This is a genomic window from Mesorhizobium sp. M0968, from assembly GCF_040319065.1.
In the GTDB taxonomy this organism is placed as follows: domain Bacteria; phylum Pseudomonadota; class Alphaproteobacteria; order Rhizobiales; family Rhizobiaceae; genus Mesorhizobium.
This window is the reverse complement of record NZ_JAMYNL010000010.1, coordinates 59,151-71,665: the sequence shown is the minus strand read 5'-3', so window position 1 is coordinate 71,665 and position 12,515 is coordinate 59,151. Positions and strand designations below refer to the sequence as shown.

The following is a 12,515-nucleotide window of genomic DNA, read 5'->3' as shown; positions in this document are numbered from 1 at the left end:
GGCATTCGTGTCGCGGCAGCCGCGATGAATGGAACGAAGGAAGGAAAGCTACATGTCAGGTTTGCGTCAGATCGCCTTTTACGGCAAGGGCGGCATCGGCAAGTCCACCACCTCCCAAAATACCCTCGCCGCCCTTGTCGACCTCGGGCAGAGAATCCTCATCGTCGGCTGCGACCCCAAAGCCGACTCCACCCGCCTGATCCTGAACGCGAAGGCGCAGGATACGGTCCTGCACCTCGCGGCAGAGGAAGGTTCGGTGGAAGACCTCGAACTCCAGGATGTGCTCAAGGTCGGCTACAAAGGCATCAAATGCGTGGAGTCGGGCGGCCCCGAGCCGGGTGTCGGCTGCGCCGGTCGCGGCGTGATCACCTCGATCAACTTCCTCGAGGAGAACGGCGCCTATGACGATGTCGACTATGTCTCCTACGACGTGCTCGGGGATGTAGTGTGCGGCGGTTTCGCGATGCCGATCCGCGAGAACAAGGCTCAGGAAATCTACATCGTCATGTCCGGCGAGATGATGGCGCTCTATGCCGCCAACAACATTGCCAAGGGTATCCTGAAATACGCTCATTCGGGTGGCGTGCGGCTCGGCGGCCTGATCTGCAACGAGCGCCAAACCGACCGCGAGCTCGACCTCGCCGAAGCGCTGGCTTCCAGGCTCAATTCCAAGCTCATCCACTTCGTGCCGCGCGACAACATCGTCCAGCACGCCGAGCTCAGGAAGATGTCTGTGATCCAGTATGCGCCGGACTCCAAGCAGGCCGGGGAATACAGGGCGCTGGCCGAGAAGATCCATAACAATTCGGGCCAGGGCACCATCCCCACCCCGATCACCATGGAGGAGCTCGAGGACATGCTGCTCGACTTCGGCATCATGAAGACCGACGAGCAGATGCTTGCCGAGCTTCAGGTCAAGGAAGCGGCGAAGGCGGCCGCACAGTAACGACCGCTACTGACTGGTGGCGCGGCCTGACGTGGCGCGCCTTTCAAAGAACGGCGCCTCGTTGGTGAGGCGTCACCCTGAACCTTGAAAGGGGTCTCATGAGCCTGGAATACGAGAATGACGGCGCCCTACATGCGAAGCTTATCGAGGAGGTGCTGTCGCAATATCCTGACAAGGCGGCGAAGCGCCGCAAAAAGCACCTCAGCGTCGCAAAGAGCGGCGACGAGGCTGGCGAGGAAAGCGAGGTCCTTTCCGAATGCGAGGTCAAATCGAATATCAAGTCCATCCCCGGAGTGATGACGATTCGCGGCTGCGCCTATGCCGGCTCGAAAGGCGTGGTCTGGGGTCCAGTCAAGGATATGGTCCATATCTCGCACGGCCCGGTCGGCTGCGGGCAATATTCCTGGTCGCAACGCCGCAACTACTACGTCGGCACGACCGGCATCGACACGTTCGTCACGATGCAGTTCACCTCCGATTTCCAGGAGAAGGACATTGTTTTCGGCGGCGACAAGAAGCTGGAACGGATCATCGACGAGATCGAGGAACTGTTTCCGCTGAACAAGGGCATGACTGTGCAATCCGAATGCCCGATCGGCCTGATTGGCGACGACACCGAAGCGGTGTCCCGCAACAAGGCCAAGGAGCACGAAAAGACGATCGTGCCGGTGCGCTGCGAGGGCTTCCGCGGCGTCTCGCAATCACTCGGCCACCACATCGCCAACGACGCGATCCGCGACTGGGTGTTCGAGAAGAAGGAGGTCGAGTTCGAGGCCGGCCCGTACGATGTCAATGTGATCGGCGACTATAATATCGGCGGCGACGCCTGGGCTTCGCGCATCCTGCTCGAGGAGATGGGCCTGCGCGTGGTCGGCAACTGGTCGGGCGACGCTACGCTGGCCGAAATAGAGCGAGCGCCAAAGGCCAAGCTCAATCTCATCCATTGCTACAGGTCGATGAACTACATCTGCCGGCATATGGAGGAAAAGTATGGCATCGACTGGATGGAGTATAATTTCTTCGGCCCCTCCCAGACCGAAGCCTCTCTGCGCAAGATAGCCAAGCATTTCGGGCCGGAAATCGAGGCCAAGGCCGAGGCGGTCATCGCCAAATACCGGCCCCTGGTCGATGCGGTCATAGCCAAGTACCGGCCGCGCCTCGAAGGCAGGACGGTGATGCTCTATGTCGGCGGGCTGCGCCCCCGTCACGTCGTCACGGCATATGAGGACCTGGGCATGGTTATCGTCGGCACTGGCTATGAATTTGGCCATAACGACGACTATCAGCGCACTGGCCACTACGTGAAGAAGGGCACGCTGATCTATGACGACGTGACTGGTTACGAGCTGGAGAAGTTCATCGAGGGGATCCGTCCTGATCTCGTGGGCTCCGGCATCAAAGAAAAGTACCCGGTCCAGAAGATGGGCATACCGTTCCGTCAAATGCATTCCTGGGATTATTCCGGCCCGTATCACGGCTACGACGGCTTCGCTATCTTCGCCCGCGACATGGATCTGGCCATCAACAACCCGGTCTGGAACCTCTACGACGCCCCCTGGAAGAAAAAAGCCGAGCCGTCGGCGGCGATCGCAGCCGAATGAGAAGCCTGGCCTCCCGTAAGCCGGGAGGCCGTTAAACGCCTGTGGCCCTTTGTCCGCGGGAGACCTGAAACGTTTCGACGTCCCTGTGCCGCCGTATGGCGGGCCAGATGGAGAAGAGGTAACCACCCATGCCGCAGTCGGCTGAAAAAGTTCTCGACCATGCGCCCCTGTTCCGCGAGCCGGAATACAGGCAGATGCTCGCCGAGAAGAGGCTGAATTTCGAATGTCCGCACCCGGACCAGGTCGTTACCGACCAACGCGAATTCACCAAGACGTGGGAATACCGCGAAAAGAACCTCGCTCGCGAAGCGCTTGTCGTGAACCCCGCCAAGGCCTGCCAGCCGCTTGGCGCGGTGTTCGCGGCCGCGGGCTTCGAGCGAACCATGTCCTTCGTCCACGGCAGCCAGGGCTGCGTGGCCTATTACCGCTCGCACCTGTCGCGCCATTTCAAAGAGCCTGCTTCCGCAGTTTCCTCCTCGATGACCGAGGACGCGGCAGTGTTCGGTGGCCTGAAGAACATGGTTGACGGGCTCGCCAACACGTACCAACTCTACGACCCGAAGATGATCGCCGTCTCGACCACTTGTATGGCGGAGGTCATTGGCGACGACCTGCACAGCTTCATCGAGAACGCCAAGGACCAAGGCTCGGTCCCGCGCGACTTCGACGTGCCCTTCGCCCACACGCCGGCCTTCGTCGGCAGCCATGTCGATGGCTATGACGTAACGGTCAAGGGCATTTTGGAGCATTTCTGGAAAGGCGAGGAGCGAACGGAAGCCGAGGGGACCATCAACGTCATTCCGGGTTTCGACGGCTTCTGTGTTGGCAACAACCGGGAACTCAAGCGCCTGCTCGATCTGATAGGCGTGTCCTATACCTTCATCCAAGACGCCTCTGACCAGTTCGACACGCCGTCCGACGGCGAATACCGCATGTATGACGGCGGCACGAAGATCGAAGACGTGAGGAAGGCACTCAACGCCGAGGCGACGCTGTCGCTACAGCATTACAACACCCGAAAAACACTGGAGTATTGCGAGGGGGTAGGGCAGGCGACTGCCTCGTTCCATTACCCGCTCGGAGTCCAGGCGACCGACGACTTCTTGATGGAGGTCTCCGCGATTTCCGGCAAGCAAATCCCCGAGGCAATCCGCCTGGAGCGCGGCCGACTTGTTGACGCCATGGCGGACAGCCAATCCTGGCTGCACGGCAAGAAATACGCCATCTACGGTGATCCGGACTTTGTCTACGCCATGGCCCGCTTCATCATGGAGACGGGCGGCGAGCCGACCCATTGCCTCGCCACCAACGGCACCTCGGCCTGGGAAGCGGAGCTGAAGGAACTGCTTGCATCCTCGCCCTTCGGCAAGGATGCTCAAGTCTGGGCGGGCAAGGACCTCTGGGCGATGCGCTCGCTGCTCTTCACCGAGCCGGTGGACCTGCTGATCGGCAACTCCTATGGCAAGTATCTGGAGCGCGACACGGGCACGCCGCTGATCCGGCTGGCGTTTCCGATCTTCGACCGCCACCATCACCATCGCTTTGCGCTCATGGGCTACCAAGGCGGGTTGCGCGTCCTGACGACGATCCTCGACAAGATCTTCGACAAGCTCGATCGCGAGACAAGCGAGACGGGCGTGACGGACTATTCGTATGACCTCACCCGCTAAGCGTGACGGTCGGCTTTGGCCGGTCGTCTTCCCGAGGGACTTTGGAGACCGACGCAATGTCCTTGCTTAGAGCCAAAATCCAGGATGTCTTCAACGAGCCTGCCTGCGAGAAGAACCGCGGCAAGGATGCCAAGGCGAGCAAAAAGGGCTGTTCGAAGCCACTGACCCCCGGGGCGGCGGCCGGCGGCTGTGCCTTCGATGGCGCCAAGATCGTGCTGCAGCCGATCACCGACGTTGCGCATTTGATCCATGCGCCGCTCGCCTGCGAGGGCAATTCCTGGGACAACCGCGGTGCGGCTTCGTCCGGGCCAACGCTGTGGCGCACAAGCTTCACCACCGACCTCACCGAACTCGACGTTGTGATGGGCCAGGGCGAGCGGAAGCTTTTCAAAGCGATCCGCGAGATCAAGGAAGCGTATGGGCCGCCGGCGATCTTCGTCTATCCGACCTGTGTTACGGCGCTGATCGGCGACGACATCGAGGCCGTCTGTAAGCGCGCGGCGGAAAAGTTCGGCCTGCCGGTGGTGCCGGTCAATGCGCCGGGCTTCGTCGGCTCCAAGAATCTTGGCAACAAGCTTGCCGGCGAGGCGTTGCTCGATCATGTCATCGGCACCGTGGAGCCCGCCGATGCCGGCCCTTACGACATCAATATCCTTGGCGAATTCAACCTCTCGGGCGAATTCTGGCTGGTGAAGCCGCTCCTTGATCGGCTGGGCATCCGGGTGCGCGCCTGCATTCCGGGCGACGCGCGCTACCTCGACATTGCCTCCGCGCACCGCGCCCGGGCGGCTATGATGGTGTGCTCGACCGCGCTCATCAATCTCGCCCGCAAGATGGAGCAGCGCTGGGATATTCCGTTCTTCGAGGGCTCCTTCTACGGCATCACCGACACCTCGGAAGCGCTCCGACAGATCTCTCAGCTGCTCGTGAAGAAGGGTGCCGATCCGGAGATCCTCGGCCGCACCGAGGCATTGATTGCAGATGAGGAGGCGATCGCATGGACGAAGCTCGCGGCCTACCGGCCAAGGCTCGAAGGCAAGCGCGTGCTGCTCAATACCGGTGGTGTGAAGTCCTGGTCGGTCGTCCATGCGCTGATGGAGATCGGCATCGAGATCGTCGGCACCTCTGTCAAGAAATCCACAGTCGAAGACAAGGAGCGCATCAAGCACATCCTCAAGGACGACAACCACATGTTTGAGCAGATGGCAGCGCGCGAGCTTTACGCCGTGCTCTCAGAACACAAGGCCGATATCATGCTGTCGGGCGGGCGCACGCAATTCATCGCGCTGAAGGCCAAGACACCCTGGCTCGATATCAACCAGGAGCGCCAACACCCTTACGCCGGCTATGACGGCATGGTGGAACTCATACGCCAGATTGATCTCGCCATTCATAACCCAATCTGGTGCCAGGTGCGGGAGCCGGCACCATGGGATTGCCAGCCTGCGGTGAGGGAGGAACTGCCGAGCACGAAAAATGAGACCGCGACCTTACATGCTGTCCAGGAATTCGCCGGCACGACGGCCGACGATTTCGGCGAGTGTTGAGAAAGCCGATGGTCCGCATCCTTCCCCAGACCAAAGCGGCGGCGGTCAATCCGCTGAAGTCATCGCAGCCGCTGGGTGCCGCCTTGGCCTTTCTTGGCGTCGACGGCGCGATGCCGTTGTTCCACGGCAGCCAGGGGTGCACCAGCTTCGCGCTCGTGCTCTTCGTGCGGCATTTCAAGGAAGCCATCCCCTTGCAGACAACAGCGATGGACGAGGTGGCGACGATCCTTGGCGGGGCAGACCATCTGGAAGAGGCGATCCTCAACCTCAAGGCCCGCACAAAGCCAACGCTGATCGGGGTCTGCACGACGGCGCTGGTGGAAACCCGGGGCGAAGACTGCGCAGGAGATATCGCCAACATCAGGCTGAAGCGCACGGAAGAACTCGCGGGTACGGAGGTGGTGCTAGCCAACACACCGGATTTCGACGGCGCGATCGAAGAGGGCTGGGCCAAGGCTGTCACCGCGATGATCGAAAGGATTACGCGGCCCGGCGAGCAGGCGCGGCAGTCGAAGAAGATCGTGATCCTGCCTGGCTGGAACCTCACTGTGGCTGATATCGAGCATTTGCGTGAGATGGTTGAAAGCTTTGGACTGAAGCCGGTGATTCTGCCGGACGTCTCCGGCTCGCTCGACGGTACGGTGCCCGACCGCTGGGTCACGAGCACCTATGGCGGCACCAGCGTCGAGGATATCCGCGAGCTTGGCACGGCCGAGCAATGCATCGTCATCGGTGAGCATATGCGCCGCCCGGCCGAGCTGCTGCAGAGGTTGACCGGCGTGCCTTACGTGCTGTTCCGGTCGCTGACTGGATTGAAGGACGCAGACCGGTTCGTCTCGCTGCTGTGCGCGGTTTCGGGCGCGGCGGCGCCGGCTGAGATGCGCCGTCGCCGGGCGCAGTTGCAGGACGCGTTGCTCGACGGACATTTCCACTTTGGAGGCAAGAAAATTGCGATCGCTGCTGAACCAGACCAACTCTACCAACTCGCGAGCTTCTTCATCGGAATGGGCTCCGAAATCGCGGCGGCGGTCACCACGACCGACATGTCGAAAATTTTGGAGGAAGTACCGGCGCAGTCGGTTCAGATCGGCGATCTCGGCGATTTGGAAACTCTTGGCGCGGGCGCTGATCTTCTCGTCACCCATTCCCATGGCCGCCAGGCGGCGCAGCGCCTCGGCATTCCGCTCATGCGGGTCGGCTTCCCGATCTTCGACCGGCTCGGCAGCCAGCACAAGCTCACAATCCTCTATCAGGGGACCCGCGACCTGATCTTCGAGGTTGCCAATATCTTTGAAGCCAACCGGCACGCGCCGACGCCTGAGGCGCTTGATCCACTCCGTAAGCGAGAAATGCCAGATGAGCTCCGTTCGTCGCCTCTCGCTCGTCACTGACGAGGTTCACGCACCGACGCCGGAACGCCGAGCCGGCGCATTGCGCGTGGCGATCGCCACGCAGGACATGAAGAACATCAACGCCCATTTCGGGTCGGCCAGGCGCTTTGCTGTCTACGACGTGACGCGCGAGGAGTGGAATCTCGTGGAAGCCGTGGCCTTCGATGACGTTTCCGACGAGAGCGGGAAGCATCGAACTGAGGGCGATGACCCCATCACCCCGAAGGTGGAGGCGCTGAAGGGATGTCATCTCCTGTTTTGTCTGGCGATCGGCGGGCCTTCGGCAGCCAGGGTTGTTTCGGCAAAAATTCATCCGATCAAAGTGCCGCAGCCCCAAACCATCCAAGAGGTGCTGTTGCGCACGCAGATGATGCTCAGGACGTGTCCTCCCCCTTGGCTGCGCAAAGTGCTGGCGCAGGCAGGTGTCGCCGAACAGAAACCGTCCTTCGAGGACGAGGACTGAAATGAGGAGTGGGCGAAATGTCTGACGCCGTGGTTAGCCCTGCTGTCGCCGAAGACGAGGCTGCCCTTGCCACCCCGTTCGTCAAATGTCTCGTGCGGCTGGTCCGGGCTCATGATTCCCACGGGTCTTGGGAAGGCAAATCGGACGCCGAGCTGCTGGGCGACTTCATCATCACCAGGGAACAGCGCCGTACGATCCCGATCATCGGCGATCCCGATCCGGACGTGCTGTGGAGGCTCGAGATGTTTTACACCGCCGTCGGGCTTGCGATCGAGGAGCGCTCCGGCCTGATGGCATCGCCGATGATGGAGATGAGCCATGAGGGCTTTGGGCGCGTGCTTCTCACGGCCGGGCGGTTGGTCGTTCTGTCGAAGACCCTGCGCGACGTCCATCGGTTCGGCTTCGAGACGTTCTGGAAACTCGCCGCGGCGGGCACGCAACTGGCCGGCGATGCGATCACAGCCATTGAAGCCTATCCCGAGGTGGCGCGGGCATGATGGAACCGATTTTCGATCAACGGGATCGTGTCAGGCCTTGAGGACATGCGATGGCCAACCCTCTCAATCGAGGCCGATGTGGTTCTTGGGGCAGCGCTGATGAAGCCACTGGTCCTGATCTGTTCGCAAGATGCTGAGTTGTATCTGTTCCTCAGCCACATTCTGGGAGTGGACGGCTTCACGAGTGAGCCGGCAGGCGGGGTGAAGGAAGCACTTGCATTGGCCGATGAACGGGAGCTCCAGGCGGTCGTGCTGGACTGCGGGCCGGCAAGCGCGACAGGCTCCACAATCTGCGCCCGGTTCAAGGGGGAGCCCCGGACCGGCGGCCTGCCCGTAATTGCGCTGATCGCGCCCGGCGCCGAGAACCAGCACCTCGATCTCTTGAAGGCTGGTATTGACGAGAGCTTTGTGCGGCCCTTCGCGCCGGCCAAGCTGCTTGACTGTCTACGGATGAAGCTGGCGCTGCCACAGCCGGGTTCAAACGGGATAAAAAACGGCAGCTGGCTCTGTTGCGGCAGCCTTGAGATGAAGCTCGATGCTCACCGGGTTCGAGGTAATGGCCACGACATCCATCTCGGACCTCTCGAATTCAACCTGCTGCGGCAATTTCTTGAGGCTCCCGGCAAGGTCTTCAGCCGAGACGAGCTGATCGACGCGGCCTGGCCGGACAATATCCATATCGGTGAACGCACTGTCGACGTACATATCAGCCGGATCAGAAAGGCGCTGAAGGCGGCCTCGCCAAATAGCGTCATTCGTACTGTCAGGTCTGCCGGCTACTCGCTCGAGAAGCCGGACGACTGAATAGCGAACGGATGGTGTGCCACTCTCCATCTTAGTTGGAAGGCAAGTCTTGCGGCTTCGAAACGAGCTATGAGCGCGACTAACTCAGGGGAAGCATTCAAATGGCCTTCAAAAGCCTACTCAGTGTAGCGGGAGCTGACCACTCCGATCGGGACGTCAGAACAGCTGCGAGCTTGTGCGCCGAGGTCGGCGCACATTTGTCCGTCCTGATTATGTCGCCTCCGCCTCTCGTTATGTCGCCTCCGCCGCTAGGTGATGGCATCCCCGAATGGCCCAGACAACGCGCACACGCCATTGCCGCACTGGAAAAACGGTACAGGCAAATCGAGAGATTTTCACAGGACATAGCCAGTCTGGAAAAAACATCCAGGGAAATTCACAAACTGCTTAGAGCCACGTGGCGGTGCTATGATGTCGATATTGCCAGTTGCGATCAGGCCAGCGTCGGTGACGCGGTGCGACAGCGGGCGCTCTGCAACGACCTGACAATCGTCGGCCCCGCACTTCTCAACGACATTAACCTCGGACCCCTAGTTATCAACGGCAGCCTGTTCGATACCGGAAAGCCGGTGCTTGTCGTGCCGGAGGGCGCTGAGGCGACTCTGTCGCCACGGCGCGTGCTGGTCGGCTGGGATTCGCGAGTCGAGGCGTCCCGTTCGGTTCGGGAAGCGCTGGATCTGCTAGCCGGTGCTGAGGAAGTTCGTGTCGCACTAGTCGATCCGGAGGCGACCTGCACCGGAAACGGCGCCGAGCCGGGAGCCGACATGGCTGCCTATCTCACTCGGCACGGTGCTCGGGTGTCGGTTGACCGGCTGGCGAGCGCCGGCAAACCGGTGGCTATGGTGCTCGCGCAGCACGCAATCGACACGTCTGCCGACATGATAGTCATGGGCGCTTACGGCAGTCGCCGGCTGCGCGAGCGGCTCTTCGGTGGCGTGACGAGATGGATAGTTGGGAAGCCGCCATTGCCGCTGTTTTTGGCTCGCTGACGGGTTCCGAAGCAGCACCGACGCTGTTCGAAGCTCTACTCACTGGGTCAATATCCTGATGCCAAGTCAGAGAAAGATCGCGGCAAACGTGCAGGTTCGCGAAGCTTCTCGGAGCCAATCTGCACCGCGCCGCCCGAGAACATCCGCGCACGCCTCTAGTGGTTCTGCTCGCCCGAGGTTGGCCCGTGATGCTGAGCCCAACGGCCGGGCAGAGGTATGGGCAGTCCTCACTGCAGCCACGATCACGGCGCAGGTCGGCGTCAGGTCAAAGAGGGTCGTTCAGCGCGACCGAGCTCGGACCCGTAGCGGCATCGTATACGCGCTATCACGATCTCCTCATTACTGGCCGGGTAGGCTTAACAACGCAACGACCGTGCCGTGGCCGACGCCCACAACTTCGAGTGGGAACTGTCGGGCTCCTGCCGCGGTCGGCGGGATCGATCACATAAATCCACGTTGGCATGGTCTAGAATGGCAGGCGGTTAGGTGCGGACGACCGAATCTTCGGCGTTTTCAATCGGTCCGTCCCGACCCGCATGGCGACCGAGCGGTCTTTGGGGCTGGTCAACTTCCGACAACGCTCACATTCGCACCCGGCGGTCCCTGCAGCGCCTGAGCACAGGCAACGCAGAAAATATAGGCACAAAGCAGGAACCCCGGAGAGTTCACCGGCCGGCACAGGCCGGCAATCATCCTGGCCTTTTCGCAACGATCATCATCCTCGATCTGACGATGGCGGTATTGGCGAGCCGCAGCTGGACCGGCTTCGTCGTGAACAACTCCCATGTCGCCAGCCAGGAATTCAATCGCAAGGCGGACGAGGGGGCACAGGCGCGCTCGGATGGAGCGGCCCCTTGCAATCGCGAATAGCGAGATCCGCTACCGCCTGAGGGACCGGAACGGCAAGAACTCAAGCCAGGTGGCGTGAAGCGGACGATAACGGCGAGCCTGGCGGCAGCCAACGCAGTCCTGATGTTCATCTGCTCGTCCCTTGGCCCGAATACCTATTCAGTCATTCGTGGCCACGCTTTTCTGGCGGGGCGAAGCGCGTGATGCGTGTCCAAAACCGGACAGCGGCAGAAAACATGTTGGGTTCAATACAACCGGCCACCTTGGCAGATCGAGGCTTTTGAACGGCTAATCATGGGTTTAGTGCGCGCTGAGCGCGCTGGCACGGCCTTTGCGAATTGAGGTGCGGCAACTGAGGGAAAGCTGGCTGCACGCAGGCGCGCGAGACGAGAGCTGCTCTCCTTCCCTTGAGCCCTTGTGCCCCTCTCTAAGAGGGACACAAGCCCGCATAAAGTCGCGCAACCTGCGGCAACAGCTCTGGAGAGCAAAATGGTGTTGCGGATGGAGTCACCGGCTCCTTCGATCAGAGTGGAGAACTGGCTGCGTGGTAAGCCCCTTACGAACTTCCAGCCCGGCAAAGTCTATATCGTCGAATTTTGGGGAACTTGGTGCCGACCGTGTGTGGGGGAGATGCTCCATTTGATGCGGCTGCAGGAGAAATACAGGGACAGCGGACTTGAGGTCGTCGGAGTCGCGGCTAATGAAGACGCTCCAACGGCCGTTGAGGCTCGCACCAAGTTGGACGCGTGGTTGACCGAAAAGTGCCCGAATCTCAACTATCGGATCGCGTTCGACTACACAGGCGAAATGAACAAGCTTTGGATGAAACCCAGCTTTTCCGCCGGGATTCCGGCTTCGTTCGTGGTCGACCGAGACGGCCACATCGCCTTTATTGGTCGTCCGGGGCAACTCGATGAGATTTTGCCGAATGTGCTCAACGGCAGCTGGCGCACCAGCGATAAAGCGAAAGCCGCCGATACGGAACGGATCGCCAGAAGCGAATCCATGGCACGTGAACAAGCGTTGAAGAAGCCGATCGATGACAGATTCTGGGCGGCGGTGAAGTTAGAAGATTGGAAGACGGCGCTCTGGGCGATCGAAGAGGGCATCGCCTTGATGCCGGACGACATCAATTTCCGCCTGGCTCATGCGCATTTGTTGCTTCACAAAATTCAAGACATGTGGACCGGCTTGCCCGTGATGCGCCAATTGGTTCGCGACGCGATCGACAAAAACTCCGAGGACTGGATGGTTTCGGCGCTAGACCAACTTTTCCACCCGGCTAATGACCATTCGCGCCTTCCCCCTGCTGAGCGCTTCGCGATGGGCAAGGAGCTGTCCGAACACATCCTAGCGCTGAATCCCCCGCAAGGCGACAGCCCTAAGTTCCGGTCCTATCCCGCGGTCGCCCGGTACTATCACGAGAACGGCAACAATGATCGCGCGATCGAGTTGGTCGAACTGGCACTGACGTCGCTGGACGGTCCGGAGCCTATCCCGGCCCAGCTGAAAGAGCAGCATCTGCCGGATTTGCTGCAGGCCCTCGCCAAGTACAGGGGTGGGAAGGTTTGTTGCGGCGCTCTCTTTGCGGCTCCGCAAAACAATTTCCCGAAGGTGCCAAAGCGCGGTCGGCCGAGGAGGAAAGATAAAAAAGGGTAATTGGTCGAAATGGCTTACTGGCAATTCGTCCATTTCCCTGGCGTGACCGCAGCAGGAGGGCCCATGCAGCACTTGGTCGATCGTTTGCAGCAGGATCGA

11 protein-coding genes are annotated in these 12,515 nt (G+C 60.8%); all 11 read left to right on the top strand.

Annotation, left to right across the window (positions count from 1 at the left end):
* The first annotated feature begins 52 nt into the window (after nucleotides 1–52).
* Nucleotides 53–946: a nitrogenase iron protein gene (gene nifH, locus NKH67_RS19035; RefSeq protein ID WP_352571098.1), complete on the top strand. Its 894-nt coding sequence runs from the start codon at nucleotides 53–55 to the stop codon at nucleotides 944–946.
* 98 nt (nucleotides 947–1,044) lie between these two features.
* Nucleotides 1,045–2,547: a nitrogenase molybdenum-iron protein alpha chain gene (gene nifD / locus NKH67_RS19030; protein WP_352623436.1), complete on the top strand. Its 1,503-nt coding sequence runs from the start codon at nucleotides 1,045–1,047 to the stop codon at nucleotides 2,545–2,547.
* Between the two features lie 128 nt (nucleotides 2,548–2,675).
* Nucleotides 2,676–4,217 (top strand): nitrogenase molybdenum-iron protein subunit beta, encoded by a 1,542-nt coding sequence (gene nifK, locus NKH67_RS19025; RefSeq protein WP_352466635.1) that lies wholly within the window; start codon nucleotides 2,676–2,678, stop codon nucleotides 4,215–4,217.
* Between the two features lie 56 nt (nucleotides 4,218–4,273).
* Complete coding sequence (gene nifE / locus NKH67_RS19020; protein ID WP_353031539.1) at nucleotides 4,274–5,764, top strand: nitrogenase iron-molybdenum cofactor biosynthesis protein NifE; 1,491 nt, start codon at nucleotides 4,274–4,276, stop codon at nucleotides 5,762–5,764.
* Between the two features lie 8 nt (nucleotides 5,765–5,772).
* Nucleotides 5,773–7,155, top strand: a complete 1,383-nt coding sequence (nifN, locus tag NKH67_RS19015) for a nitrogenase iron-molybdenum cofactor biosynthesis protein NifN (protein ID WP_352872959.1) — start codon at nucleotides 5,773–5,775, stop codon at nucleotides 7,153–7,155.
* Nucleotides 7,121–7,618: a nitrogen fixation protein NifX gene (gene nifX, locus NKH67_RS19010; RefSeq protein WP_352872957.1), complete on the top strand. Its 498-nt coding sequence runs from the start codon at nucleotides 7,121–7,123 to the stop codon at nucleotides 7,616–7,618. Before nifN ends, nifX begins: the two co-directional genes overlap by 35 nt.
* Before the next feature lie 17 nt (nucleotides 7,619–7,635).
* Nucleotides 7,636–8,115: a NifX-associated nitrogen fixation protein gene (locus NKH67_RS19005; protein WP_352516022.1), complete on the top strand. Its 480-nt coding sequence runs from the start codon at nucleotides 7,636–7,638 to the stop codon at nucleotides 8,113–8,115.
* A 27-nt stretch (nucleotides 8,116–8,142) separates the two neighbouring features.
* Entirely contained in the window at nucleotides 8,143–8,919 is a 777-nt protein-coding gene (locus NKH67_RS19000) for a response regulator transcription factor (RefSeq protein WP_353031537.1), read from the top strand.
* Nucleotides 8,920–9,374: 455 nt separating this feature from the next.
* On the top strand, nucleotides 9,375–9,908 hold the full coding sequence (locus NKH67_RS18995) for a universal stress protein (protein ID WP_353031535.1): 534 nt from the start codon (nucleotides 9,375–9,377) through the stop codon (nucleotides 9,906–9,908).
* A gap of 732 nt (nucleotides 9,909–10,640) precedes the next feature.
* On the top strand, nucleotides 10,641–10,778 hold the full coding sequence (locus tag NKH67_RS18990) for a hypothetical protein (RefSeq protein ID WP_353031623.1): 138 nt from the start codon (nucleotides 10,641–10,643) through the stop codon (nucleotides 10,776–10,778).
* Between the two features lie 468 nt (nucleotides 10,779–11,246).
* The gene (locus NKH67_RS18985; RefSeq protein ID WP_353031533.1) at nucleotides 11,247–12,416 is read left to right on the top strand and encodes a TlpA disulfide reductase family protein; all 1,170 of its coding nucleotides are present in this window, start codon (nucleotides 11,247–11,249) and stop codon (nucleotides 12,414–12,416) included.
* Nucleotides 12,417–12,515 lie beyond the last annotated feature (99 nt).